This is a genomic window from Ensifer sesbaniae, from assembly GCF_013283665.1.
In the GTDB taxonomy this organism is placed as follows: Bacteria; Pseudomonadota; Alphaproteobacteria; order Rhizobiales; family Rhizobiaceae; genus Ensifer; species Ensifer sesbaniae.
Genome location: NZ_JABEKU010000001.1, coordinates 979414 through 1005389, shown reverse-complemented (window position 1 = coordinate 1005389; position 25976 = coordinate 979414). Strand labels below are relative to the sequence as shown.

Annotated in this window: 23 protein-coding genes, 1 tRNA gene and 1 pseudogene; 11 read left to right on the top strand and 14 right to left on the bottom strand. The window is 63.6% G+C overall.

The window, feature by feature from the left end; genetic code table 11:
* Nucleotides 1–37 precede the first annotated feature (37 nt).
* Genes BHMPCIPO_RS04835 through BHMPCIPO_RS04825 form a run of 3 tightly spaced genes read right to left on the bottom strand, consistent with a single transcriptional unit; the run spans nt 38 to nt 3095 of the window.
* Nucleotides 38–418 (bottom strand): DUF4870 family protein, encoded by a 381-nt coding sequence (locus tag BHMPCIPO_RS04835; protein ID WP_173515713.1) that lies wholly within the window; start codon nt 416–418, stop codon nt 38–40.
* On the bottom strand, nt 418–1659 hold the full coding sequence (glcE, locus tag BHMPCIPO_RS04830) for a glycolate oxidase subunit GlcE (RefSeq protein WP_173515712.1): 1242 nt from the start codon (nt 1657–1659) through the stop codon (nt 418–420). The genes BHMPCIPO_RS04835 and glcE overlap by 1 nt, the downstream gene beginning before the upstream one ends.
* The gene (locus BHMPCIPO_RS04825; RefSeq protein ID WP_173515711.1) at nt 1656–3095 is read right to left on the bottom strand and encodes an FAD-binding oxidoreductase; all 1440 of its coding nucleotides are present in this window, start codon (nt 3093–3095) and stop codon (nt 1656–1658) included. Before BHMPCIPO_RS04825 ends, glcE begins: the two co-directional genes overlap by 4 nt.
* A 105-nt stretch (nt 3096–3200) precedes the next feature.
* Here BHMPCIPO_RS04825 and BHMPCIPO_RS04820 point away from each other — a divergent pair, with 105 nt between their 5' ends.
* On the top strand, nt 3201–4097 hold the full coding sequence (locus BHMPCIPO_RS04820; RefSeq protein ID WP_173515710.1) for a LysR family transcriptional regulator: 897 nt from the start codon (nt 3201–3203) through the stop codon (nt 4095–4097).
* A gap of 118 nt (nt 4098–4215) precedes the next feature.
* On the opposite strand, the gene BHMPCIPO_RS04815 is transcribed toward BHMPCIPO_RS04820, so the two are convergent.
* On the bottom strand, nt 4216–5490 hold the full coding sequence (locus tag BHMPCIPO_RS04815; RefSeq protein ID WP_173515709.1) for a DUF3422 family protein: 1275 nt from the start codon (nt 5488–5490) through the stop codon (nt 4216–4218).
* A gap of 274 nt (nt 5491–5764) precedes the next feature.
* On the opposite strand from BHMPCIPO_RS04815, the gene BHMPCIPO_RS04810 reads away from it, so the two are divergent.
* From BHMPCIPO_RS04810 to BHMPCIPO_RS04785, 6 genes are all read left to right on the top strand, one after another.
* On the top strand, nt 5765–6553 hold the full coding sequence (locus BHMPCIPO_RS04810) for a FadR/GntR family transcriptional regulator (protein WP_173515708.1): 789 nt from the start codon (nt 5765–5767) through the stop codon (nt 6551–6553).
* A 206-nt stretch (nt 6554–6759) separates the two neighbouring features.
* Complete coding sequence (locus tag BHMPCIPO_RS04805; RefSeq protein WP_173515707.1) at nt 6760–7266, top strand: NUDIX hydrolase; 507 nt, start codon at nt 6760–6762, stop codon at nt 7264–7266.
* A 238-nt stretch (nt 7267–7504) separates the two neighbouring features.
* The gene (locus BHMPCIPO_RS04800; protein ID WP_173515706.1) at nt 7505–9010 is read left to right on the top strand and encodes an inorganic phosphate transporter; all 1506 of its coding nucleotides are present in this window, start codon (nt 7505–7507) and stop codon (nt 9008–9010) included.
* Between the two features lie 11 nt (nt 9011–9021).
* Entirely contained in the window at nt 9022–9759 is a 738-nt protein-coding gene (locus BHMPCIPO_RS04795) for a 16S rRNA (uracil(1498)-N(3))-methyltransferase (RefSeq protein ID WP_173515705.1), read from the top strand.
* A 245-nt stretch (nt 9760–10004) separates the two neighbouring features.
* On the top strand, nt 10005–11378 hold the full coding sequence (locus BHMPCIPO_RS04790) for a glutamate--cysteine ligase (protein WP_173515704.1): 1374 nt from the start codon (nt 10005–10007) through the stop codon (nt 11376–11378).
* A gap of 113 nt (nt 11379–11491) precedes the next feature.
* The gene (locus BHMPCIPO_RS04785) at nt 11492–12319 is read left to right on the top strand and encodes a DUF937 domain-containing protein (protein ID WP_173515703.1); all 828 of its coding nucleotides are present in this window, start codon (nt 11492–11494) and stop codon (nt 12317–12319) included.
* A 333-nt stretch (nt 12320–12652) separates the two neighbouring features.
* Here BHMPCIPO_RS04785 and BHMPCIPO_RS04780 read toward each other — a convergent pair whose 3' ends face one another.
* On the bottom strand, nt 12653–12946 hold the full coding sequence (locus BHMPCIPO_RS04780; RefSeq protein WP_173515702.1) for a DUF1127 domain-containing protein: 294 nt from the start codon (nt 12944–12946) through the stop codon (nt 12653–12655).
* Between the two features lie 209 nt (nt 12947–13155).
* On the opposite strand from BHMPCIPO_RS04780, the gene BHMPCIPO_RS04775 reads away from it, so the two are divergent.
* Together BHMPCIPO_RS04775 and BHMPCIPO_RS04770 are read left to right on the top strand one after the other, a co-directional pair.
* Nucleotides 13156–14106, top strand: coding sequence for a LysR substrate-binding domain-containing protein (locus tag BHMPCIPO_RS04775; protein ID WP_173515701.1), 951 nt, complete (start codon nt 13156–13158; stop codon nt 14104–14106).
* Between the two features lie 226 nt (nt 14107–14332).
* On the top strand, nt 14333–15244 hold the full coding sequence (locus BHMPCIPO_RS04770) for a hydrogen peroxide-inducible genes activator (RefSeq protein ID WP_173515700.1): 912 nt from the start codon (nt 14333–14335) through the stop codon (nt 15242–15244).
* A gap of 13 nt (nt 15245–15257) precedes the next feature.
* On the opposite strand, the gene BHMPCIPO_RS04765 is transcribed toward BHMPCIPO_RS04770, so the two are convergent.
* The 5 genes and pseudogenes from BHMPCIPO_RS04765 to BHMPCIPO_RS04745 all read right to left on the bottom strand — a co-directional run.
* Nucleotides 15258–16133: a dienelactone hydrolase family protein gene (locus BHMPCIPO_RS04765; RefSeq protein WP_173515699.1), complete on the bottom strand. Its 876-nt coding sequence runs from the start codon at nt 16131–16133 to the stop codon at nt 15258–15260.
* Between the two features lie 113 nt (nt 16134–16246).
* Nucleotides 16247–17275 carry an alcohol dehydrogenase AdhP gene (gene adhP / locus BHMPCIPO_RS04760; protein ID WP_173515698.1) on the bottom strand — a complete coding sequence of 343 codons (1029 nt, stop codon included), beginning with the start codon at nt 17273–17275 and terminating at the stop codon, nt 16247–16249.
* 138 nt (nt 17276–17413) lie between these two features.
* The gene (locus tag BHMPCIPO_RS04755; RefSeq protein WP_173515697.1) at nt 17414–17830 is read right to left on the bottom strand and encodes an MAPEG family protein; all 417 of its coding nucleotides are present in this window, start codon (nt 17828–17830) and stop codon (nt 17414–17416) included.
* A 95-nt stretch (nt 17831–17925) separates the two neighbouring features.
* Nucleotides 17926–19428, bottom strand: coding sequence for an IMP dehydrogenase (gene guaB / locus BHMPCIPO_RS04750; protein ID WP_173515696.1), 1503 nt, complete (start codon nt 19426–19428; stop codon nt 17926–17928).
* A 204-nt stretch (nt 19429–19632) separates the two neighbouring features.
* Nucleotides 19633–19881 (bottom strand): annotated as a pseudogene (locus BHMPCIPO_RS04745) (MBL fold metallo-hydrolase); the annotation flags it as partial.
* A gap of 150 nt (nt 19882–20031) precedes the next feature.
* On the opposite strand from BHMPCIPO_RS04745, the gene BHMPCIPO_RS04740 reads away from it, so the two are divergent.
* Entirely contained in the window at nt 20032–21441 is a 1410-nt protein-coding gene (locus tag BHMPCIPO_RS04740; RefSeq protein ID WP_173515695.1) for a DHA2 family efflux MFS transporter permease subunit, read from the top strand.
* 58 nt (nt 21442–21499) lie between these two features.
* Here BHMPCIPO_RS04740 and BHMPCIPO_RS04735 read toward each other — a convergent pair whose 3' ends face one another.
* From BHMPCIPO_RS04735 to BHMPCIPO_RS04725, 3 genes are read right to left on the bottom strand one after another with little or no spacing between them, the layout of a single operon-like run.
* Nucleotides 21500–21880 (bottom strand): VOC family protein, encoded by a 381-nt coding sequence (locus BHMPCIPO_RS04735; protein WP_173515694.1) that lies wholly within the window; start codon nt 21878–21880, stop codon nt 21500–21502.
* 1 nt (nt 21881) lies between these two features.
* Nucleotides 21882–22619: an RlmE family RNA methyltransferase gene (locus tag BHMPCIPO_RS04730; protein WP_173515693.1), complete on the bottom strand. Its 738-nt coding sequence runs from the start codon at nt 22617–22619 to the stop codon at nt 21882–21884.
* Nucleotides 22616–24199, bottom strand: a complete 1584-nt coding sequence (locus BHMPCIPO_RS04725; RefSeq protein WP_173515692.1) for a Ppx/GppA phosphatase family protein — start codon at nt 24197–24199, stop codon at nt 22616–22618. The genes BHMPCIPO_RS04730 and BHMPCIPO_RS04725 overlap by 4 nt, the downstream gene beginning before the upstream one ends.
* A gap of 371 nt (nt 24200–24570) precedes the next feature.
* Here BHMPCIPO_RS04725 and BHMPCIPO_RS04720 point away from each other — a divergent pair.
* A tRNA-Gln gene (locus BHMPCIPO_RS04720) sits at nt 24571–24644 on the top strand.
* Nucleotides 24645–25176: 532 nt separating this feature from the next.
* Here BHMPCIPO_RS04720 and BHMPCIPO_RS04715 read toward each other — a convergent pair.
* A complete protein-coding gene (locus BHMPCIPO_RS04715; protein ID WP_173515691.1) occupies nt 25177–25968 on the bottom strand; it encodes a hypothetical protein in 792 nt (263 codons plus the stop codon).
* Nucleotides 25969–25976 lie beyond the last annotated feature (8 nt).

Here is a 25976-nt window from a genome sequence, read left to right as displayed (position 1 = left end):
CTTCGACCGGATCCGGTCTCAGGGATTGCGCCGTGGCCTACACCATCCAGCTTTCGGGATTGGTGATCGGCTCCTGGCGCGCCGCCCGTTGCAGGCCGACGACGCAGCGCACGACGATCCAGACGGCGGTGGCGATGAAGCCGAGAATACCAACCAACAGCGCCGTCAGCAGCAACGAGATCAACCCGAACAAGAGAGCGATCCAGAAGGTTCGGATCGCCCATTCATAATGCGTCTGGACCCAGGACATGCCCTTGCCGCGATTGAGATAAGCCATCACCACGCCGATGATCGGGGTGATCCCGACCGCAAAACCCACGAGATAAAGGACGTAAATCACCTGGACGTTGATCTTGCCCGGCTCCAGCCAGCGATCGGTTTCCCGGGAAAACGGTGTCTGCGGACCATTGTCGCTCATCATTTCCTCCCATGTTCCATCGTCGCTGTCTCAGACACCGCAGCCATGCGGCCGGGATTGAAAATCCGGTGCGGGTCGAAGCTCGCGCGGACGCGCTCGCTCAATTGTGCCACGGCCAAGGGTTGTGGTTCAAACGCCGGGATGGCGGCACGGTAGCCGTCTTCGGCCCTGACGAGCGTTGCATGGCCGCCACCAAGAACCTTGATGTAACGGCGCACCAGTTCCGCTTCGGGGTCGGCCTCCATGCGCAGCCAGACGAGACCGCCCTGCCAGTCATAGAAGGCATCGACGCCGGTCTGCAGCCTGAGCGCCGCCACCAGTTGATGGCCGAGCGACGGGGCGACGGACACACGCCAGAGCGGCTTCTTCGTGCCGTCGGCATAGGGTTTGACGTCGCGGATCTCCGCCCAGAGCTTCGATGTCTGCGGCCCGTCGAGCCGCGTCACCGCGCCGAAGCGCCCGACCGCGTTCGCCAGCTTTTCGGCCCGGAGCGCGACCGATGCCTCCAGTCCTTCGAGCCTGAGCACCGTCGCGGCACCGTCCGGAAGGCCACCTTCGAGGAACCGCCCGCGCACGCTCTCCGGCAGATGCGCGGCACCGGAGACCTCGACCGTTTGCGCCATCGCCTCGGCCATGACCGCAGCGGCTTCGGCATCGTTGAGACCGGAGACGACGATGGTCTCGGACGCCGGCGGCAGCGGCAGGACGCGGAAGGTCACTTCGGTCAGGATGCCGAGCGTGCCGTGCGAACCCGCTTGCAGCTTGACCAGATCCAGGCCGGTGACGTTCTTCATCACCCGGCCGCCGGCCTTGATCGCCTCGCCGCGGCCGTTGACGAAGCGAACGCCGAGCAGGCTGTCGCGGGCGGCACCGGCGACATAGCGCCTGGGACCCGACACGTTGGCGGCAAAGACCCCGCCGATCGTCGGCTCTCCCGACGAAGCAAAGATCGGCCGATGATCCACCGGTTCGAAGGCGAGCATCTGTCGGTTTTCCGCCAGCGCCTCTTCGATTTCGCGCATCGGCGTTCCCGCAAGCGCAGTGATCGTCATCTCGGCCGGATTGTAGCTGACAATGCCGGAAAGGCGGCGCGTCGACAGCACCCGGTCGGCACGCACGGGATTGCCGAGACCCGAGCGCGTGTTGCCGCCGATGACTGCGAGCGAAGCCTTGTCGGCCGCCACCGCCCGGACGACGGTCGCAATCCCCTCTTCGCTTGCCGGTTCGAAATGCACGATCATGCGGCGGGACGCCCTTCGAGCGGGAAGACCTTGGACGGGTTCAGGATCCAATGCGGATCGAAGGCGGCCCGCGCCGCCATCTGCTGGTCGAGGTCGGCCTGGTTGTACTGGTGCAGCATGAGGTCCCGTTTTTCGATGCCGACGCCGTGCTCGCCCGTCAGGCAGCCACCGGCGTCAACGCAGAGCTTGAGGATATCGTTGCCGGCGGCTTCGGCGCGCGCCGCATCCTCCGGGTCGTTGATGTTATAGAGGATCAGCGGGTGCATGTTGCCGTCGCCGGCGTGGAAGACATTGGCGACCCGCAGGCCGTAGCGCGCGACGATCTCGCCGGTGCGGGCGAGCACATGCGAGAGCTGGCTGAGCGGCACGGTGCCGTCCATGCAGATATAGTCGGCGATGCGACCGGTGGCGCCGAAGGCGGATTTCCGCCCCTTCCAGATCGCTGCCGCTTCCATTGCCGACTGGCACTCCTTGATCGTCGCGACGCCATGACGGCGTGCGACCGCGACGATGCTGGCGAGCATCGCATCCATTTCCGGCTCGGAACCTTCGACCTCGATGATCAGCAGCGCTTCGACGTCGAGCGGGTAGCCGGCATGGGCGAAGGCTTCGCAGATCTCGATCGCCGGCTTATCCATGAACTCGATCGCAACCGGGATGATGCCGGAGCCGATGACGTCGGCGACACAGGCGCCGGCCGCTTCCGACGAGGCGAAACCGAAGAGCACGGGACGGGCGCCTTCCGGCTTGGCGATCAGCCGCACCGTCGCCTCGGTGACGATGCCGAGTTGGCCCTCCGAGCCGCAGACGAGGCCGAGCAGATCGTAGCCGGCCGCATCCAGCGCCTTGCCGCCGAGCTCGATGACGGTGCCATCGAACAGCACCATCCTCACACCGAGCAGATTGTTGGTGGTGACGCCGTATTTCAGGCAATGGGCACCGCCGGAATTCATGCCGATATTGCCGCCGATCGTGCAGGCAAGCTGCGAACTCGGGTCGGGCGCATAGAAGAAACCGTCGGCGGAGACGGCCTCGGAGATATTGAGATTGGTGACGCCCGCCTGGATGGTGGCGGTGCGGTTGAAGAGGTCGATATCGAGAATGCGCGACATCTTGGACAGACCGATGACGACCGCATCCTCCTGCGGGATGGCGCCGCCCGAAAGCGAGGTGCCGGCGCCGCGCGGCACGACCGGAATGCCGTAGCGGCTGCAATATTTGAGAAGGGCTGCGACCTGCTCCGTCGTCTCCGGCAGCGCAACGGCGAGCGGCATGCGACGATAGGCGATGAAGGCGTCGGTCTCGAAGGGCTTCAGCCCGCGCTCGTCACTGATCAGACAGCCCTCGGGCAAGAGATCGGCGAGGTCGGCGACGATCTCGCGACGCCGAGTGATAACAGCCTGTTTCGGTTGCAGAAAACCGATCGTCTCCGCCATCAGCTCCTCCGGCCGCTTATCAATTGGTTCATTTTCTTTACCACTAGGAGAGAACCCTCGCAAATGCTATGAGCTTTTCCGTTTTGGAAACAATGGCAACGATTGATGACGAATTTAGGCGATCTTGAGATTTTTGCACGGGTCGTTTCCACAGGCAGCATGTCGGCTGCCGGGAGGGTGCTGGGCTTTTCCCCAGCGGTCATCTCGAAGCGCATCAAGAGGCTCGAGGATCGGCTCGGCACACGGCTTTTGCAGCGCACGACGCGCCAGATCTCGCTGACGGAAGCAGGCCAGGGATTCTACGACCGGGTACTCGGCATTCTCTCGGGCATCGAGGAGGCCGAGGCCTATGCCTCCGGGCGTTCGTCGCATGCGCTCGGCGTGCTCCGGATTTCGGCGCCGACCTCCTTCGGCCGGATGCACATCGCGCCGCATCTGACGAAGTTCATGAAGGATCATCCGGACCTGAAGCTGCACATCGTGCTGACGGACGAATTCACGGATATCGTCGCCGAAGGCTTCGACATGGCAGTCAGGATCGGCGAGCTGGTGGATTCATCCCTGGTGGCAAGGAAGCTTGCGCCGGTGCGTCGGCTGCTCTGCGCCTCGCCGGAATACATCGCCCGCAACGGCGCGCCGAAGGAGATCGGCGATCTCGCCAACCATCTCTGCCTGCCGGCGCACAACAACGACAACTGGAAGCTCGAAGGACCGGAGGGGGCGTTAGTCTGGCACCCGGAGGGGCCGCTCGTGACAAACTCCTCCGAGATCGTGCGCGCCGCCGTCATCGCCGGCGCCGGCATTGCGCTCCGCTCCACCTGGGATATCGGCCCGGAATTGCGCAGCGGGCAATTGGTGCAGGTGCTGCCGCAATGGGAAGGCTCGAAGCACCTGACGCTCTCGGCCGTCTATCCGAGCCGCCAGTTCCTGCCAGCCAAGGTGCGGCTGTTCATCGACTACCTGGCCGGACTTTACGGGCCGATCCCCTATTGGGAGCAATAGTTCCTGGGCTGGTTTTTGCTTCTCGCAATTCCAGCAAAACCGCGGCACACTTTTGCTGGAATTGCTTTTTTCTCGCAATTCCGAACGCAAAACCGCGGCACACTTTTGCTGGAATTGCTTACTTGTGCTCGCTGTCCTCGTGATGGCGGCGGATGCGGCGCACAATCAGCCAGACGCCGGCAACGGCGAAGGGAACGGCAAGGCCGGTGAGCAGGCCCGGATCGATCGGCAGCTCGTGGCTGACGGCCTTGGCGAGATAACCGAACAGCCCGACGACGTAGTAGGAAATGGCGGCGACCGACAGGCCTTCGACCGTTTGCTGCAGGCGCAGCTGCAGCTTGGCGCGCCGGTCCATCGAATTCAGCAGTGCGCTGTTCTGCCGCTCGAGTTCGACATCGACCCAGCTTCTGAGAAGAGCCGTGGCGCGGGCAAGCTTGCGCGACAGGTTGGCCTGGCGCTCTTCGACCGACTGACAGGTGCGCATCGCCGGCGCCAAGCGCCGTTCGAGGAAGGTGCCGATCGTCTCGTAGCCCGGCACCGGGGTCTCGGCGAGCGTGCGAATACGCTCCTGCACGATGCCGTAATAGGCGCGGCTGGCGCCGAAGCGGTAGAGGCTGAGTGCCGCACCCGCCTCGAGATCGGCGGCAAGCCGGGTGATCTCGGCCAGCATGTCGTCGGCCTCCTCGCGCACATTTTCCTTCATGCGCTGGGTGATCCCGGTCAAGCCGTCCTCGGTCCGGCGGATCTCCGGCGACAGCGACTGGGCGAGCGGCAGGCCCATCATCGCCAGAGTTCGGTAGGTCTCGATGTCGAGCAGGCGCTGGACGAGCGCGCCGGTGCCCGCCTCCGTCATGCCGCGGTCGATGACCAGGATCTGGGTCAGGCCGTCGCCGTTCTGGCGGAAATCGGTGACGATCACCGCCTGGCCGTTCTTGGTTTCGCTGTAGCAGAGGCTCGTCGGATCGAAGAGCCCGATCGCCTCGCGGCTCTCCGGCGTATCCGGCCGGATTTCCAGCCGGATACCCGAGATCAGCGAGCCAGGCGGCGAAAATCCGTCGCCAAACGGGTGGATCGGCACCTCGCCGCCAAACTTCTCCGGCGGCGGTGCATCCCAGAAATAGGTGGAGAATTCCGTGTGCCGCTCCCAGCGCAGCGTGCCCTGCCCCCAGGATATCGCATGATGGTTCGCGTCCCGCCCCGGCGGCGCAATCCCGCGTGCCCGCGACAACTCCGAGAGCACGGCGTGATCGACGATCGAGCCGCCATCGGTCAGGAAGGCGAGTTGGAAGATCACCCGCGGCGTGGTTACCAGCGCATAGGGGCGCGAATGGACCTCACCCAAGGCCAAGGCGCGCATCGGCGCCACCGGAAATGCAAAACTACCCTTTGCCATGAAGCGCTCTTGTCCCCCTCACGCGTTCATCACGACTTTCTTATCAATCGAACGAGCAAAAGAAAAAGGACGCATTGCCGCAGTTTGACTTTTGTCAGCCGCACAAAGTGGACAAGCAAATTGACCACTTGGTGCCAGCTGCCTAGATTGCGGCACAGTGCGGGGTGAGGAACCTGGGTGCGGCTTTCCGCCCCCTCCCGCTCTAACCTATGAGAATCACGATGAATTTTTGGCCAAAGAGACCGAACTTCACCGGGATCCGGGAGACCAAGACGTGACCGACGACCAGATCGACCTCTTCGCCCGCATCAGCCACAGCCGCACGGCCGACGAAGTCGTGCAGCAGATCGAGCTGCTGATTCTCGAAGGCGTGCTGCGCGACGGCGACCGGCTGCCGGGCGAAAGGGAGCTTTCCAAGCGCTTCGACGTGTCCAGGCCGATCCTGCGCGAGGCGCTCAAGGAGCTCGAAGGACGCGGGCTCGTCGAGAGCCGCCACGGCGGCGGCACTTTCGTCGCCGACGTGGTCGGGCAGATTTTCTCCAAGCCGCTGATCGACCTCATCGCCCGCCACCACAAGGCGACGCAGGACTATCTCGAATACAGACGCGAGCTCGAAGGACTGACGGCGGAACTGGCCGCCACCCGGGCCACGGATTTCGACCGCGATATTCTGACGAGGATCATCGAGCGCATGCGCACGGCGCACGCCGCCGGCGACTTCGACGCGGAACTCGAGGCCGATATCGAGCTCCACCAGGCAATCGGCGAAAGCGCCCACAACATCATCCTGATGCACACGCTGCGCGCCTGCTATCGGCTGCTCCAGCAAGGCATTTTCTTCCACCGCAACTCGGTTTTCGATGCGCCGGGCGCCCGCGACCGGCTGCTTGCCCAGCACGAGGCGATCTACGATGCGATCATGGCGCGGGATCCGGCAAAGGCGAAGGCCGCGTCGCAGAACCATATCGACTTCGTTGCCGCCGCGACCCGCGAGGCGGAACGCACCGGCGAATGGAACCGTATCGCCCGCCTGCGCCTGCAGCAGCGCGACCGCGCGAGCTGATGGACCAGTCCTACGCACGGTTGCCGGCGCTTGGTAAAGCGCCGCGAAATCACCATATCCTGTCGTATCTGGACCACAGTTCAGCGGAAAGCTGACCGCATATCCGGCTGCCCGCTGGCGGCAACATTTACACGCAACAGGACGCTGCCATACTGGCTTTGACAGAAAACAAAAACACTGATTCGCCGAGAGGAGCGCAGACGACCTTGAACTTCTTGAACAGACTCGCATCCGATGTCCAGTTGATGCTGCGCCGCCCGGCGCGCATGCAATATGCTGCGCTCTGCTATCGGATCCGCAAGAAGACCAAGGCCCTCGAAATTCTCATGATTACCAGCCGCGACACCGGTCGCTGGGTCATTCCCAAGGGATGGCCGATGCAGGGCAAGCGCGCCCACGAAGTGGCCGAGCGCGAGGCCTACGAGGAGGCTGGCGTCAAAGGCCATGTGCAAAAGTCGACGATCGGGTTCTATCTTTACCAAAAGCGCATGGACCACGGCCTGAAGATCTCGGTCAAGGTGCAGGTTCATGCCCTCGAAGTCGACGACCTCTGCAAGCACTTCCCCGAGGAAGGCCGCAGGCAGCTCGAATGGGTCGACTACAAGGAAGCCGCTTCGCGAGTGGCCGAGCCGTCGCTGAAAGACCTCATTCTCGCCTTTGGCGAACGCACGGTCGCGTCGTCTGCGCCGATGCCGAAGGCGGCGAACGGCTAACCTTCCAGGTAACCCCTACTGCATGTCTCCTTAAATCGAACGCGATTTGAGGACGAAGACATGCAGCAAATCAAAGTCTACAGCGCCCTTTGCGCGTCTTAAAAGACGCGCTGCGCTGTAGGGCATCCAATGCCCCTCAACGCGGGTCCCGGACGCGCGGGCGCCGATGTCCATCAAATCCACTTGAATGCATGTTGCAGTGGCCTTAGTGGCCATGATGACAATGGAGTTCCAGGCAGTGGCACAGCCGCGCATACGCCTCGCAAAACAGACGATCGACAAAGATCTCGACAAGCTCAGCCTTGCCGAAGAGGCATCGCAGCATGTCCGCCGCAGCCTGGCGGCGCCGGCACTCGCCGGCCTCTTTCTGCTGCTCAGCATGGCCTTTGCCGCGAGCTTCGTGACAAGTTCCGCGACCGCGCCGATCATCATCGCCGCGGCTGCCATCGCCGGCTACATGGCCATGAACATCGGTGCGAACGACGTGACCAACAACGTCGGCGCTGCCGTCGGCGCCAAGGCGATGTCGATGACGACCGCACTTGCCATCGCCGCCGTCTTTGAAATTGCCGGCGCAATGCTTGCCGGGCGGGAGGTGGCGCTAACGATCGAAGCCGGCATCGTCTATGGAGAAGGCGTGCTCGGTCCGCAGGCGATCGTCTGGATCATGATGGCGGCGCTGGCCTCTTCGGCGGCCTGGATCAACATCGCCACCTATTCCGGCGCGCCGGTTTCGACCACGCACTCGATCATCGGCGGCATCGTCGGAGCGGGCATCGCGGCTGCCGGTTTTTCCAGCGTCCAATGGTGGTCGCTCGCCGGCATCACGCTCAGCTGGTCGGTCTCGCCGCTGCTGGGAGGCACGATTGCCGCCACTTTCCTCGCCTTCCTCAAGGAATTCATCATCTATCGCGAGGACAAGATCGCCGCCGCAAGGCGGTGGATGCCGGTCATTCTTGGTGTCACCGCGGGCTCCTTTACCGCATATCTCGCGGAGATCGCCCTGGTCCAGGTGGCCTCAATCTCCTTGCCAACGGGACTCGGCCTGGGCGCCGTCATCGGCACCATCATCTATTTTCTGACCAAGCCTTGGATCTACAGACAGTCCGAGGGGCTGGACAACCGCAACCAGTCGCTTCGCAAGCTGTTCCGTGCGCCGCTCATTCTGGCCGCGGCGCTGCTCTCCTTCGCCCACGGCGCCAACGACGTCTCCAACGCGATCGGCCCCTTGTCCGCGATCGTTTCGGCCTTGGACGGGGTCATTGCGACGGAGAAATCGCCGGCTCCCCTGTGGGAACTGGCGATCGGCGCGCTCGGCATCTCGATCGGTCTGCTGCTCTATGGACCGAAGCTCATTCGCGTCGTCGGTGAGGAGATCACCAAGCTCAATCCGATGCGCGCCTTTTGCGTCGCGCTCGCCACCGCCGTCACGGTGCTGCTGGCATCGGCGCTCGGACTGCCGATCAGCTCTACGCACACGGCCGTCGGCGCCGTCTTCGGCGTCGGTTTCTTCCGCGAATGGTACATCCGCAATTCCAAACGCCGCATGCAGTTTGTCCGGGAGCGGACAGGACAGACCGACTTCATGGAAACGGCGGAAACCAACTTCGCCGAAGTCCGACGCCGGCGCCTCGTACGCCGCTCGCACTTCCTGACGATCGTCGGCGCCTGGATCATCACCGTTCCCGCCTCGGCAGCGCTATCGGCCGTCCTCTACTTCATTCTCTCCGGCATTTTCATGTGAAGGCACTCCCTATGCGCGCCAATTTTCGCATGCAGCGACTGTTCGTCGAACATCCCCTTGACACGGGCTCCGCCCATGAGGCGACCAAGGAGCAGTTCAACTATCTGGTGAATGTGCTGCGCTATGAAGAGGGTTCCTCGATCCTCGTCTTCAACGGACGTGACGGCGAGTGGCGTGCGGAACTCTCCTTCGCCAGCAGGAAGAAGCTGGTGCTGACCGCCATCGAACAGACCCGGCCGCAGCCGGAACCCTGCGATCTCGTCTATCTTTTCGCACCCCTCAAGGTCGGCAGGCTCGACTATCTCGTGCAGAAGGCCGTCGAAATGGGCGCAGGCGTGCTGCAGCCCGTCATGACGCAGCATGTGCAAGGCAAGCTCGGCAATATCGATCGGGTCCGCGCCAATGTCATCGAGGCGGCCGAACAATGTGGTGTGCTCGGCATTCCCGATGTCGAGGAGCCGCGCCGGCTGGAGGACGTGCTTTCCGCCTGGCCCGGCGACCGGCGCATCATTTTCTGTGACGAAGGCAGCGACAGCCAGAACCCGTTGCCGATCCTCTCGGCCGTCGAGGAAAAGAAACTCGCTCTGCTGATCGGTCCCGAAGGCGGTTTCTCGGAAGGTGAGCGGACGCTGCTACGCAGCCTCGACTTTGTCAGCAGCATTCCGCTTGGACCGCGAATCCTCAGGGCCGATACCGCCGCAGTCGCGGCCATGGCGGTCATCCAGGCGACGGTCGGCGACTGGCGATAGCCGGTCGTTCCGGAGCAGACCAGATACCGCTCGTTCCCCTAAAAGAAGTGGGATCTCTCAAGACAAGGTAGGGTTGGATCGACGATAGCTCGATCCAGGGAGCTTGCTCCAGCGCAAGCAATCGTCCTACTTTTTTTGATGAGATCTTGAAAGAAATTGACTTGCACCGCACCTGATTACGGTTCAAGCAGCCTCCACCAACTCCCGCGATCCAGCGAGAGCCGTCCAAACAAAAGAAGACGCTCATGGCCCGAGATACCACCGACCAGACGCCGGTAACCTCTATCGCTGACCTGACCGCCTACCTGGCAGCAGGTTCGAAACCGGTGGAGCGGTTCCGGATCGGCACGGAGCACGAAAAGTTCGCCTTCTTTAAGGCGGACAACAGCCCCGTCCCCTATTTCGGCGAGGCCAGCATCCAGGCGCTCCTGAACGGCATGGCCGCCAAGAGCGGCTGGGAGCCGATCGTCGACGAAGGCAACATCATCGGCCTCGCCGAACAATCGGGCAACGGCGCGATTTCGCTCGAGCCGGGCGGCCAGTTCGAGCTTTCCGGTGCGCCGCTCGAAAACCTGCACCAGACCTGCAAGGAATCGAACCAGCACCTCGCCGCACTGCGCGAAATCGCCGAGCCGCTCGGCATCCGTTTCCTCGGCATCGGCGGCAGCCCGAAGTGGACCTTCGCCGAGACGCCGCGCATGCCGAAATCGCGCTATGGCATCATGAGCCGCTATATGCCCAAGGTCGGCACCAAGGGCCTCGACATGATGTATCGCACCTGCACGATCCAGGTGAACCTCGACTTCTCCTCGGAAGAGGACATGCGCCGCAAGATGCAGGTGTCTCTGAAGCTGCAGCCGCTGGCGACCGCGCTCTTCGCAAGCTCACCGTTTACCGACGGCAAGCCGAACGGGCTCTTGTCCTGGCGCGGCGACATCTGGCGCGACACCGACAATCAACGTGCCGGCCTGCTGCCATCCGCCTTCGGCCCGGATTTCGGCTTTGCCGACTATGTCGAATGGGCGCTCGACGTGCCGATGTACTTCGTCGTGCGCGACGGCCACTACCATGACTGTACCCACGTCACCTTCCGCCAGTTCATGGGCGGTGCGCTCAAGGGCGAGATTGCCGAGTGGCAGCCGAACATGGGTGACTGGACGAACCATCTGTCGACACTGTTCCCCGACGTTCGGCTCAAGCGCTTCCTCGAAATGCGCGGCGCCGATGGCGGTCCGTGGCGGCGGATCTGCGCGCTGCCGGCCTTCTGGGTCGGCCTGCTCTACGACCGCGAAGCGCTCGCTGCCGCCGAGACCCTGACGCGCGACTGGACCTTCGAGGAGGTAAGCGCGATGCGTGACGCGGTGCCCGTGCAGGCGCTTGCGACCAGGTTCCGTACGGGCAATCTCTACGACATCGCCCGCGAGGTCATCGCCATTTCGCGCGGCGGCCTCAAGCGTCGCAACCGGCTGAACGGCGAAGGCATCGACGAAAGCCAGTTCCTGGCGCCGCTTGACGAGGTTCTCGCGAAGAAGGCGACACTCGCCGAAGACCTGTTGGCACTCTACAACGGTCGCTGGAACGGCTCGGTCGAACCGGTTTTCGCCGAGTACCAATATTGAGGCGCCCGCCGGGCGCTCTCAAAAAGCGGTTTCCAGCCCCCGATTTCCCGTTATAGTGCAAGGATATGCGTCGCTTGCAGCGCCGCGCGTCGAGATGCCGAAGGGGAACTGGCATGGCACCGCTTTTTGACATGTTCGCACAGGCGCAGAACGGCAAGGCCATCGAACTGATGGCTCAACAATTCGGCCTCGCCCAGGAGCAGATGACGAAGGCGACGGCGGCGTTGCTGCCGGCCTTTTCGGCCGCCTTCAAGCGCAACACGGCCAATCCTTATGATTTCGGCGCGCTGCTGACGGCGCTCGGCAGCGGCAACTATGCCAAATACTTCGAAGACATGAGCCAGGCTTTCACGCCGCAGGGCATGGTCGACGGCAATGGTGTTCTCGGACAGTTGTTCGGTTCGAAGGAAATGTCGCGCGCGATCGCCGCGCAGGCCGCCCAGGTCACCGGCATCAGCCAGGAGATCTACAAGCAGATGCTGCCGGTCATGGCCGATACGCTGATGGGCGGGCTGTTCAAGCAGACGACCGGGCAATTCGCCGCCGCAAGCGACGCCTTCGCCAACAACCCGATGGCAGCGGCGATGCGCCAGTGGATGGAAGCGGCCGGCTTTGCCAAGAAGCCGGAGCCGCAACCGAACCCCTTCGACAACCCCTTCACGCAGGCGATGCAGGGCTTCTTCGGCATGGCCAAGAAGGAAGAGAAGCCGAAGACGCCGGACGTCTTTGCCGACAACCCTTTCGTCAAGGCGTTTCAGGATATGATGCAGGCGGGCGCCACCGGCGCGCAGAAGCCGGCACCGGACAATCCGGCGCTTGCCCAGTTCTCCCAGGTAATGAACAGCATGTTCGACACCGGGCTGGAAATGCAGAAGGAATACCAGAAGAACGTCGAGGCTCTGTTCGACGTCTACAAGACCGGGCCCGGCACAAAGAGCTGAAACGCCCCTTCCCTGTCCATGTCCCGTCGGCCGGCGCAAGCTTCTGCGCCTGAGCACGCGCGCCCCTGAGCAAAAGAAAAAGGCCCGGTACATGTCTTGGTCATGTACCGGGCCAAGCGGCAGGGTCTATTGGCTCTACCCTGCGGGGAAAGTTTGGGCGCGCGACCTCTGGCGATCGGCAGCACCGAACTTGAAATTCGCAGCATGATCCGCGGCGGCGGCAGGCTTTCGCGGATCATGCTCGACTGGCACACCCTAAGCGGCGGGATGCGCCGTGAAGCGGACCGAGGATGCGCGGCTTCCCGCCTTCACCCCGCTTCAACTCGTCAACGGTCAGTCGTGGCGGATCCCCTTGTAGAAGAGGCTCGCCCGGTTTCGCGAGGCGCGGGTCAGATAGCTCGCCGGATTGTCGAAAAAGGGCGAGGTGATCGCCTCGCGCACATCTTCTCGCTTCAGCCCCATATCGAGGAGCTGGCGGTCATCCAGGTCGTTCAGACGGCCGATCGCATGTCGGTTTCGCAGTTGGCGCCATACGGACGTCAGCATCCCTGCGACGCCGACGGCGCGGGAGGCATGGGACTGCTTTCCTGCAACGAGGTCGAGATCGAGGACGTGAGTCGTGCGCATGACGGTACTCCTTTTTTCAGGCACGAAGAGGCCCATCCCCTGCGGGGAGGTCAAACGCAGGGGCGGGCCAAAGAGCTTGGGAATCGCCGGCGAAATTGCCGGCCGGGGATCGATGAAATTGCCACTAATAGATCGCAAATCCTTATTGATCAGTCCAACGAATGTTTTTAATGATATTCATCAAACAATCTTATGGATGCTTCACGGCCATGTCCGCACCGCTCGATATCGACCAGCTCCAGACCTTTGTCGCGATCGCCGACACGGGTAGCTTCACCAAGGCGGCCGACCGGGTCTTCAAGACCCAATCCGCCGTGTCGATGCAGATGCGCCGCCTGGAAGAGCGCATCGGCAAGCCGCTTTTCATGAAGGACGGGCGCGGCAACCGGCTGACCGTCGAGGGCGACCGGCTGCTCAATTTCGCTCGCCGGATGATCCGCCTCAACAACGAAGCGATCGCTTCCTTCGACGACAATCGCCTCGAAGGCACGCTGCGCATCGGCACGCCCGACGATTACGCCGACCGCTATATGCCCGAGATCGTCATGCGCTTCGCCAAGACGCATCCGAATGTCGAGCTCTATATCGTCTGCGAACCCTCCGTGGATCTCGCCGAGAAGATGGCCAAGGGCGACCTCGACATTGCGCTGGTCACGCACAATCCGCGCGCCCGCGCTTCCGATGTCGTCCGCACCGAGCCGCTCTGCTGGGTTAGCTCGATCAACCATCCTCTGCCGGAGAACGCACCGATCCCGCTCGCCGTCGGGCGACGTGACTGCCTGTGGCGGCAGGCCGCCTGCGCGGCGCTCGATGCGACCGGGCGGGAATATCAGATCCTGTTCACGAGCTGGTCTTCGACGGTGGTCGCTGCCGCGGTGCTGGCCGGCATGGCCGTATCGGTCCTGCCGGAATCAGCACTCCGTCCGGGCATGAAGGTACTGACGCTCGCCGACGGCTTCCCGGCGCTGGCGCCGGTGCAGATCGGCATCATGAAGCGTCCGGGTCTGTCGCCCTCGCTTTCGAATGCGATCAGCAACCACATCACCGCCTGCCTCGACAATATCACGCCGATCAGCACCAATGACGATATCGATGCCGATATCAAGGGCTTCCCACGCTATCCCCGCCTGCGGCAGAGCCACATGCTGCCCGGCTGGTAAGAACGGCGAGAAACAAAAAGAAAGGCCACGCGATCGGAGGAGCGAGTGGCCTTTTTCTCTGCGGCTGTCCACGGCAGCGCACCCTGCGGCCTGTTCCGTGGCCGCGCCCATCATATCCGCTTCGCGGGTCCGGAGCGCGGCCCGGCCACCTTGGCGCACCCGCTTTTTATCGCCGACGATAATCTCCGATTGCATTTGAACTCAAATTTGATAGGGGATTCCTATCATGCTTACACTCCGACAGATGCGCTACTTCGAGGCGCTTGCCTCCGTTCGCCACTTCGGCAAGGCCGCCGAACTCGTTCACGTCAGCCAGCCGGCGCTCTCCGCCCAGATCATGGAAATGGAAACCCACCTCGGCGTGAAACTGGTGGAGCGCAGCCGCAGCGGTGTTTTCCTCACCCGCAAGGGCGAGGAAGTGCTGGCCCGCGCCCGCGCCATCCTCGCCGAGGTGGATCTGCTCGAGCAGAGCGCGCGCGCCAGCGCCGGGACGCTCGAAGGACGGATCCGCATCGGCGTCATCCCGACGCTTGCCCCCTACCTCGTGCCGCGACTGGTGCCGCATCTGCGCAGCGTCTATCCGGCAATCGAGATCGAATTGAAGGAATCGGTGACATCGCGGCTGGTTGGCGATCTCGGCGAAGGTCTGCTCGACGCGGTCGTTGCGGCGCTGCCGATCGACGCGGAAGGACTTGCGACGAAGCCGCTCTTCTCCGACCGGTTCTACATGGCGATGGCCGACGATGAGCGCAACATCCTGATGTCGCCGCTGACCGAAGACCAGGTCGACGTCGAACAGTTGCTGCTGCTGGAGGAAGGCCACTGCCTGCGCGACCAGGCACTGGCCGTCTGCAGCACGGCCGGCAAGCGGCGCCTTGTCAGCTTCGGTGCCACGTCGATGACGACGCTCCTGCAGATGGTCGCCAACGGCATGGGCATGACGCTGATCCCCGAAATTGCCATTGCGACCGAGGCCGCGCGCAACTCGATCCGCATCGTGCCGTTCGCGGCCCCCGAACCGGCCCGCGAGATCGGCCTCGTCTGGCGCCGCAGCAGCCCGCGCGAGCGCGACATGGAGGCGCTCGCGGCGGCCATCAGCGGCTGCGCCGACGATATCATCCGGGCGGCGGCCGCCTGAGCGAAACCAATACTCAGGCGAGCTTGGCCTTCAGGAACTCGACCGTCCGGCCCCAGGCGAGATCGGCCGCAGCCTTGTCATAGCGCGCCGCCGAGGTGTCGTTATTGAATGCATGGTTGACGCCGTCATAGACGTAGATCGTCGCGTCCTTGCCATTGTCGTTGAGTGCCTTGCGATAGGCGTCGATGCCGGCATTGATACGCTCGTCGAGCCTGGCATAGTGCAGCAGCAGGGCGGCTTTGATCTTCGGTACTTCCTCCGCCTTGGGCTGGGCGCCGTAGTAGGCAACGCCGGCCTTGAGATCGGGCGAGCCGACGGCGAGCCGATTGACGAGGCCTCCTCCCCAGCAGAAGCCGATGGCACCGACGTTCCCTGTCGATTGCTGATGCCCTTGCAGGAAAGCCACGGTCGCCACTGCATTCGCCGTCGTTGCTGCCGCATCCAGCGCGCCGATCATCTCGCGCGCCTTGTCCTCGTCCGTCGGCGTCCCGCCCGACGGCGACAGGAAGTCGGGGGCGAGCGCCAGGAAGCCTTCGAGCGCCACGCGCCGCGCAATGTCGCGGATATGCGGATTGAGCCCGCGGTTTTCATGAATGACGATCACCGCCGGCAGCTTGCCTCTCATTTGCGCCGGGCGAACGAGATAGCCTTTCATGTCGCCGGCCGCACCGGGATAGGTAATGTCCTCGCCGGCGACCCGTGTGTCGGTCGCAGCAATGATCTCCGCCTTGGCGCCGTTGGCAGCAAGCAGCGGCGCGATCGCCGCTGCCGCGGCGGCAGAGCCGGCCAGCCCGGTCAGCTTTTCCATGAAGCGACGGCGATCGAGGGTCAGATGCGTGTATTCGTCATAGGCGTCGATCATCGCTTGCGTAATTCTCAGTTCCTGCATGTCGGCCTCCTTCGGTTTCGTTCTCCCGTGGCGGCAGACAGAACCGCCCGCGACAGAATAGGTGCGCGGACGGAGTGGAACAGACAAACTTGCGTTACCAATCGTGAACGGCCTCAGCCGTTGAGGTCGAGCACGATCCGGCCGTCTATCTTGCCTTCTTCCATGCGCGCAAAGATCGCGTTGATGTTCTCGATCTTGTCCCAGCTGAAATGCGAGGCGACCTTGCCTTCGCCGGCGAACTCCAGCGACTCCTCGAGGTCCTGGCGTGTGCCGACGATGGAACCGCGGATGGTGATGCGCTTCAGCACCGTATCGAAGATCGGCAGGCACATCTGGCCCGGCGGCAGGCCGACCAGCGCCATGGTTCCCTTGGAGCGCAGCATATTAAACGCCTGCTCCATCGCCTTGGGCGCCACCGCCGTCACCAGCGCTCCATGCACGCCGCCGGTCGCCTTTTGGACCTGATCGACTGCATCCTTGTCGCGCGCGTCGACGACGAGATCGGCACCAAGCTTTCTCGCCAGCGCCAGCTTCTCCGGAAAGATATCGACGGCGGCGACATGCATGCCCATCGCCTTGGCGTATTGCACCGCCATGTGGCCGAGCCCACCGATGCCGGAGATCAACGCCCATTCGCCAGGACGCACTTCGGTCTCCTTCAGGCCCTTGTAGACGGTGACGCCGGCGCAGAGGATCGGCGCGGCCGGTCCGAATTCAAGCTTTGCCGGCAGGCGCCCGACGAAATCCGGATCGGCAAGGCCATATTGGGCAAAGGTGCCGTTGACGGAGTAGCCTGTGTTCTGCTGGCTGCCGCAGAGCGTCTCCCAGCCGGTGCGGCAGGGCGTGCAGCCGCCGCAGGCCGTGTGCAGCCACGGCACGCCGACGCGGTCGCCTTCCTTCAGGCGCGCGACGCCGCTGCCGAGCTTGGCGACATAGCCGACGCCTTCGTGTCCGGGGATGAAGGGCGGCTTCGGCTTGACCGGCCAGTCGCCGTTGGCCGCGTGCAGGTCCGTATGGCAGACGCCGGTCGCCTCGTATTTGATCAGCACCTGGCCGGGGCCCGGCTCCGGTATCGGCACCTCCTCGATTGCCAGCGGCTTGCCGAATTCGCGCACCACGGCGGCTTTCATCGTTGCGGTCATCTCGTCCTCCGATACGTTGTCGTCCAACGTCGGCAGACTACCCGCAAGAGCAGCACCGGGTACTTGATGCGTATCAGTGCGCGAAGATCACTTTGGCAAACTGTCTCAGATCTGCGCCAGTCGAAACGTAAGTCGGGATCAGCTCATCGCCATCCAGACGGCAAGCCACACCCACAGGGCGAAGAGCGTCGCGACGCCCGCCATGAACAGCGGGCGGCGATAACGGATGCGGTTGCTGGTGACATGCACGAAGGCGTGCGCATAGCGCAGCACGACGAAAAGCCAGGCAAGCCCCAGCGAGACGATGTTGTCGGCCTCGGTGATGTAGAGCAGCACGCAGCAGAAGTAGAAGAGAACCGGCAGTTCGAACTGGTTGGCGATGCTGTTCTTCACCACCAGGCTTTCGCCCGGCTCATCGCGGTTCTCGCGAAACTGGGCCGCGTGCACCTTGCCGGCGCGGACAAGCCTCATCCGACGGAAGGAGAGGAGAGCGTAGAGGCAGAAGACGAGAAGAACATGGACCACGATCGGCCAGAAGATCTCGAAACCCGTCATGCACCGCTCCCTGAAATAGGCTTTCTGAAAAAACTTGATCTGAAAAGGCGAAGGGCGCCGCGAGATCTCGCGGCGCCCTTCGGATGTAGTCGCGATCAGTGCGCGCCCGGATAGTTCGGGCTCTCGCGGGTGATCGTCACGTCATGGGCGTGGCTTTCGCGAAGGCCGGCGCCGGAGATACGCACGAACTGGGCGCGCTCCTGGTATTCCTTGATGGTCGGGCCGCCGACATAGCCCATGGACGCCTTGAGGCCGCCGGCGAGCTGGTGCAGCACGCCTGCAACCGGGCCCTTGTAGGGAACCTGGCCTTCGATGCCTTCCGGAACCAGCTTCAGCGTATCGCGCACTTCCGCCTGGAAGTAGCGGTCCGCCGAGCCGCGGGCCATGGCGCCGACGGACCCCATGCCGCGATAGGCCTTGAACGAACGGCCCTGATAGAGGAACACTTCGCCCGGGCTTTCATCGGTGCCGGCAAGCAGCGAGCCGATCATGACGGCCGAAGCGCCGGCGGCGATCGCCTTGGCGAGGTCGCCGGAGAACTTGATGCCGCCGTCGGCGATGACGGGAATGCCGGCCGCCTGTGCGGCTTCGACGGCGCTCATGATCGCGGCGAGCTGCGGAACACCGACACCGGCAACGATGCGGGTGGTGCAGATCGAGCCCGGGCCGATACCGACCTTGACCGCATCCGCACCGGCATCGATCAACGCCTTGGTGCCGGCGGCGGTGGCGACGTTGCCGGCCATGATGCGAACCGAGTTCGAGAGCTTCTTGACGCGACCAACGGCATCGAGAACGCGCTGCGAATGGCCGTGGGCGGTGTCGACGACGATCAGGTCGACGCCGGCATCGATCAGCCGCTCGGCGCGTTCGTAGCCGTCATCGCCGACCGAAATGGCGGCGGCGGCGCGAAGGCGACCTTGCGCGTCCTTCGAGGCGTTCGGATTGAGCTGCGCCTTCTCGATGTCCTTGACAGTGATCAGACCGACGCAGCGGCCGGCGGCGTCGACGACCAGCAGCTTCTCGATGCGGTGCTTGTGAAGAAGCCGCTTCGCCTCCTGCTGGTCGACGCTTTCCTTGACCGTGACCAGATTCTCATGGGTCATCAGCTCATGGATCTTCTGGTTCGGATCCGACGCGAAGCGAACGTCGCGGTTGGTGAGGATGCCGACGAGGCGGCCCTGTTTCTGGCCGCCGGCGCCACCGTTCTCGACGACCGGGATGCCGGAAATGCCGTGCTGCTTCATCAGGCCCAACGCGTCGGCGAGCGTGGCTTCGGGGCCGATCGTCACCGGATTGACGACCATGCCGCTTTCGAACTTCTTGACCTGACGGACCTCTTCGGCCTGTTCGGCCGGCGTCAGGTTGCGGTGGATGACGCCGATGCCGCCGGCCTGTGCCATGGCGATCGCGAGGCGGCCCTCGGTCACCGTGTCCATCGCCGACGACAGGATCGGCAGGTTGAGGTCGATGTCCTGCGCAATGGTGGTCGCGATGTTGGTCTGACCCGGCATGACTTCGGAATGTCCGGGCAGGAGCAGAACGTCGTCGAAGGTCAAAGCCTCCAGACCAGTTGCCGTTTCGATGATGCGCGCCATGGCCAATTCCCTTCAATAAACGAAAACCCCCGGGGACGGGCTGCGATTTGTCCACCGGGTGACTTCAAAGCGTGTCTTGGAAGTTGGCGAGGGCTCGTAACACGGATATGTCAGGATGAAAATAGCCAAAGCCGGGAAATGTCCCGCCTGCGGCCGATATTTGTTGCAGGGCAGCAATTTCGCGAGACGCGGCCCGGGAGTCGCTCAGATATCGAGCCGATAGCTGACGGGCACGAAGCGACAGCCCTCGCCCTGTTTCTCGACGAAGCCGACGGCCGGGAAAGGCATGCGGTAGCCGATGAAGGGCCGCTCGCCGGCGATCCTGTCGAAAGCCCTGCGGCGCGTCTCTGCCGCCTTCGCCTTGCCCATGTCGAAACGCGCTTCCCAATCCGGGCGCTGCAGCGACAGCACGTAATGGTTGGCGGTATCGGCCGTCAGCATCATGCCCTTGCCCCATGGACGACCGGGCCAGAAGTAGCGTCTTGACAGCAAAAGCCAGCCGGGATCACAGGCTTTTGATCCGCAATCACCGGTTTTTCCCGACAAAAGCCATCACCGGCATTAGCTTCTCGCCATCGCTGACTGTCTCCGAAGCACCATTCCATGAACCGTATCGTCCCGATGATCCTCGCCGTCGCTCTCTTCATGGAGCAGATGGATTCCACCGTAATCTCCACGTCGCTGCCGGCCATCGCCCGCGACATCGGCGTCGGGCCGATCACCCTCAAGCTGGCGCTGACGGCCTATATGGTGGCGCTGGCGATCTTCATTCCCTTAAGCGGCTGGATGGCCGACCGCTTCGGCGCCAAGAAGATTTTTCGCGCGGCGATCCTCGTCTTCATCGCCGGCTCTGTTCTCTGCGCCATCTCCAACAGCCTCGTCGCCTTCGTCTTCTCGCGCTTTCTGCAGGGCATGGGCGGCGCGATGATGACGCCGGTCGCCCGCTTGGTGCTGGTGCGCGGCACGCCCCGCAGCGAACTCGTCTCGGCCATGGCGCTTCTCACGATCCCGGCGCTTGTCGGACCGCTCGCCGGGCCGCCGCTCGGCGGCTTCATCACCACCTATTTCTCCTGGCACTGGATCTTCCTGATCAACGTGCCTGTCGGCATCGCCGGCTATATCCTCTCCGGCATCTACCTGCCGACCATGGAGCCGCGGGATCCGCCACCGGTCGATGTGCTCGGTTTCGTGCTCGGCGGAATTGCCGCGTCCGGCATCGTCTTCGGTCTCTCCGTGATCAGCCTGCCGGCTCTACCGCCTGCCGTCGGCATCGCTTCGGTGGCGGTCGGCACGCTTTCAGCGCTGCTCTATATCCGTCATGCGCGGCGCCATCCGGCGCCGGTTCTCGATCTCAATCTCTTCAAAGACAGCGCGTTTCGCGCCGCCTCGATCGGCGGCACGATCTTTCGCATCTCGGTCGGCGCGGTGCCCTTCCTGATGCCCCTGATGCTGCAGGTCGGCTTCGGACTCAATCCGTTCCAGTCCGGCCTCATCACCTTCATCGGCGCGGTCGGCGCGATCACCACCAAGTTCTACGCGCGGCGCGTGCTCGCCTTCGCCGGCTTCCGCACGACACTGATCCTCGCCGCAATCCTCGCCGCGATCACCACCTTCGCCAACGGCTTCTTCACGCCGGCCACGCCCTACCTGCTGATGATCACCATCTTGCTGATTGCAGGCTTTGCCCGTTCGTTCTTCTTTACCAGCGTCAATGCGCTCTCCTTCGCGGACATCGACGACGCGGATGCCAGCAAGGCGACTTCGATGAGCGCGGTGCTGCAGCAGATCAGCCTGGCGCTCGGCGTCGCCGTTGCCGGCGCGATCCTCGAAATCGAGACCAAGCTCAGCGGAGCTCCGCTGCAGCTCGACGATTTCCACACCGCCTTCATGATCATCGCCGGCGCCAACCTGATCGCGGCGATCCCGTTCCTCACCATGGCGAAGAACGCCGGCGCCTCGGTTTCCGGGCACCGGCTGCCGGTGCGCGAAGTCGAGTCGGCCGCGGGCAAGTAAGGAAATATCGGAACTTCAAGTGGCGACTTCGTGCGAAGCAAGGCGCCTCTTGTGACAGCTATTCCGGACGCTCGCAGACGGCGGCGATCTTGTTGCCGTCGAGATCGCGAACCCAGGTGCCGTAAAAATTCGCATGGAACGGACGCGGCCCCGGCGCGCCCTCGTCGGTGCCGCCATTGGCAAGGGCTGCCGCGTGGAAGGCATCGACGGCCGAGCGCGACTCGGCGTCAAGCGCGATGCTCACACCATTGCCATAGGTGGCCGGCTCGCGATTGAAGGGCGTCACCACCCAGAAACGGATGCGGTCGCCCTCGGAGCCATAACCGATCTCGGTCTCATCCTGCCGCTGGCGGCGGTAGCCGAGCGCCGGCAGCACCGCATCATAGAAGGAGCCGGCGCGCTCGAGATCGTTTGTGCCGACGGTCACGTAGAGCAGCATGCTATTCAGCCGCCTCGTCTTCGGTTTCCGTCTCGCTGCCGGTCTTCTGGCGTCCCTTGAAGCCCTTGGCGAGCAGGAACATTTCGACCGATTCGGCGCGCGACGACGCCGGTTTCACATGGATGACCTGGCGGAAATTCTGCTTGAGCATGTTGAGCAGGTCGCGCTCCGTTCCGCCCTGGAAGGTCTTCGCCAGAAAATGCCCACCCTCGGCGAGCACGTCGACCGCGAAATAGGCGGCGACCTCGCAGAGATGCATGGTACGCAGGTGGTCGGTCTGGCGATGGCCTGTCGTCGGCGCCGCCATGTCGGAGATGACCAGGTCCGGGGTGCCGCCGATCGCTTCCTTGAGTTTGCCTGGCGCTTCCGGGTCGAGGAAATCCATCTGCAGGATTCGCACACCCGGGATCGGATCCACTTCGAGGAAATCGATCGCGGCGACGCGCGGATCGGCATCGGTCGAATTGGTGACCTTGGCGGCAATCTGCGACCAGCTTCCGGGGGCAGCACCAAGGTCGATGATGCGGCGGGCGCCGTTCAGGATCTTGTGCTTCTCGTCGATCTCCAGGAGCTTGAAGGCCGCGCGGGCGCGATAGCCCTCGAGCTGGGCGCGCTGCACGTAGGGATCGTTGATGTGGCGCTCCAGCCAGCGGCGGGATGATGCCTTGAGCTTGCCCTTCTTGACCTTCTGGCCAAGCTTGCGGCCGCTGCGGTTGCCGCCAACTGGGGGTTTCGTCATGCCTTGTTTCCTTCCTGGCTGCCGGCATTGGCGCCGCGCTGGTGACGGCGCGGCCGCGCGCGGCGCCAGGCTCCGTCATCCGCCATCATATCGGTCAGCAGCCCCTCGCGCAGGCCGCGGTCGGCAACACGCATGCGCGTCGACGGCCAGCGGCGGCGGATAGCCTCGAGAATTGCGCAGCCTGCAAGCACTAGGTCGGCGCGATCCGGACCGATGCAGGGATTGGCGGCGCGCGCATTGAAGTCCCAGGAGAGCAGGCGCGCCTGCATGGCCGAAACCTCGTCGTCGGTGAGCCACAGGCCATCGACGCGGCGGCGATCGTAGCGCGGCAGGTCGAGATGCACGCCGGCAAGCGTGGTGACCGTGCCCGACGTGCCGATCAGGTGGAAGCCACTGCCGCAAGCGCCGTTTGCCAGCGCCTCGACCGGTGGGCTTTCGAAGCGGGCAAGCATGCCCTCAACCTCTTTCACCATCGCCTCGAAGCTTACCGGCGTCACATGCTGGCCACCATGGCGCTCCGAGAGCGTGACGACGCCAACCGGCAGCGAGGTCCAATGGGTGATGTGGTTGGCGAGCCGGTTCGAGCGCGAATCACCGATCCGGATGACGGCAATCTCCGACGAACCACCGCCGATATCGAAGAGCACCACCGAACGCGTCTCGCGGTCGACGAGCGACGAGCAGCCGGAGACGGCAAGCCGCGCCTCGGTTTCGCGGTTGATGATCTCCAGTTCCAGCCCGGTTTCGCGCGCCACCCGCTCGAGGAAGCTCTCGCCGTTTTCGGCGGCACGCGCCGCTTCCGTCGCGATCAATCGGCTGCGGCGAATCGTGCGGGCGCCGAGCTTCGAGGCGCAGATCTTCAACGCCTCGACCGCGCGCTCCATCGCCTCGTCCGACAACCGGCCGCTGGCACCGAGCCCCTCACCCAGGCGAACGATGCGCGAAAAGGCATCGACCACCCGGAATTGGCCCGGGCGCGTCGGCTGCGCGATCAGCAGGCGGCAATTGTTGGTGCCGAGGTCGAGCGCAGCATAAAGCGGTGCCGGCGGTTCGCTGGCGGCAACATAGGGCGTGCGCGGCTGATCGGCGCGCTGGCCCGGCCGCGGCTGTGACGTCGCCTGCCCATTGGAAGCGGAGGCCGCGGACCGCGCATTGCCGCCATCGGCAGTCCTTTGCTGTACCGGCTGGCGCTCGCCGCTCGTCAGCGGACGACCCTGGAGGCCACGACGATGCCGCGCCTTCTTGCCGCGCTTGTGGCCCTTGCGCTCACCGAGCGACGGCTCGACGAGTTGCGCGCTGCCCCCCTGTTGCGCGGACGCGCCTGTGGCCTGTTGTTTTGCGGATTTCGAACGACGACGCCGTTTGCGCTTGCGCGCCGGTTCCGCATCGTTCTGTCCTGCGGGACGCCCTGCCATGCCGGCAGTGCCGGACTGGCTGGCAATTGCAGACGGCGAAGCAGACGACTTGCGTCGTTTCCGCTTGCCCTTGCCGTTGCGCGGACCGAGCTTCGATCCATCACTGCGGCCTGCTGCCGACGCCCCGGATTCGGACGGCTTTTCGCCGTGATCGGGGTCTTTCACTTGTCTCAACCATGGCGCCGCGCAAGCCCTTGGGCCGCTCAAGGCGCTCTCTCGATTTTTCGTTGGCGCGACTGTACCAGCGCAAACCCCATTCGCCAAACTGTTTTTGACTGCGTCGCCAAGGGCTAAGCCCGGATGCGGCCAACTCTGCGGACACCGTTACGCTCAGGCCCTCTGCCTCGGCTCGCTCATCGCTGCCGCTCGGCCACAAATGCGCGGCATCACCGCGCACCTTCGCCCCCCAAATCGGTGCAAAAATCCTGCCGCCTCATCGAGATCGCATTTTTTTGCCAAAAGGTATTTGCATTGGCCGCCGTTTTGTTTATAAGCCCGCCACACCGACGCGACGGGCAGCGCCCGACAGCGCACCTTGGGGAATAGGTTAACGGTAGACCAGCGGACTCTGACTCCGTTAGTCCTGGTTCGAATCCAGGTTCCCCAGCCAATTTTCGCTAAATCCCCTTAATTCCTTGATTTTCCAGTCGTGCCTGACCCCGCTTTGGCATCCTTGGCGACCTGATGCCCAGGAAAACCGGACACATGGCCGCCCGATGCCATGGTATGAAATTGGCGCCAAAGACGACCTTTAGCTCCGCTGCTCTCGACGGTGATAGCAGGTGGGGGGAGCGGAAGTTCAGCCACGTGGTCTGTGACGGCTGCCATACGCACCAACAGCGGACGTGCGTTTTCTGGCCCACCTGTTCACCCAAACCAACGGCCATCTTTCGAACAGCCTTGCCCATGGCGTTCACGAAAGCGGCGAAGGCACGATCGATGACGAGATGACATCGATCCAGAAACGATCCACCAACCCGTCGTGTACGGGAGCCTTCCGGAGAAGTACTCGTCCGAGCCGGTCCGGAATTTACCGCCCCTCCGTGCCGTGTCCACCTAAGCACCGCCCCTGACGGCGTGGTCGCCCGGAGGACGGCCTCGAGCTGATCAAGGGCTATGCTCGGAATTCGCCGCCTTGTTCCCTAAAACCGCACGACAAGCCCCAGCATCGGCCCTTGCTGCACGACGTCAAACACAAATCCATCCTTGCTGTAGTCCACACCCAGAGCGCGGTAGCCGGCGACGGCCGAGATAGTCTCGCTAAAGCGGTACCCGATCGCCGCGGCGACGTCCCAGTCGAGGTCTGCGCCGCCGGCGCCAACGAGCCCCCAGCCGGTTAGGTAGATTTCCGGCGTGATCGCATAGGTGCCCTTGAAGCCGGCCAAGCCGTCGACCCAGGTTGCGTCATCGGTCCTAGATACCCCATCGAGAATGCCGCCGCTGAAGGACAGTTCACTTTCGACGGACCACACGCGTAGGCCACCGACGATATCGAGCCGCGCGGAGCTGTCTTCAAAGACCGCGTAACCGGCGCCGAGCAGGCCGGCGAAGGTCTCCGTCTTCAGTTCGACATCCTCTGCAAGAATGCCCCTCGGTGTGCCGGACTGACCGGAAATCTTGGTGTAGATCACATCGCCGAAGATGCTGTAGGGACCATAGCGCGCCTCGCCGATCGCCATCGCCCCGAAATCGAGGTGATCGAAGATATCGCTGAAACTGGCGTCGACATGGGCTTCCGGCAGCCCAAACTGTGCAACGTCCCCCGACAATCCCGCCGCCCAAAAATAGGGCGCGAATGAAAACGTCCAGCCGCTTTCCGTCGTCGTCTCCTGAACCGCCGGCGTCATCGGAGATCGAATGTCCGCGGCCATGACGCCGCTGGCGATGAGGCAGCTTCCGATGGAGACTAGAGTTCGAATGATGCAAGATTTCATTATATCCC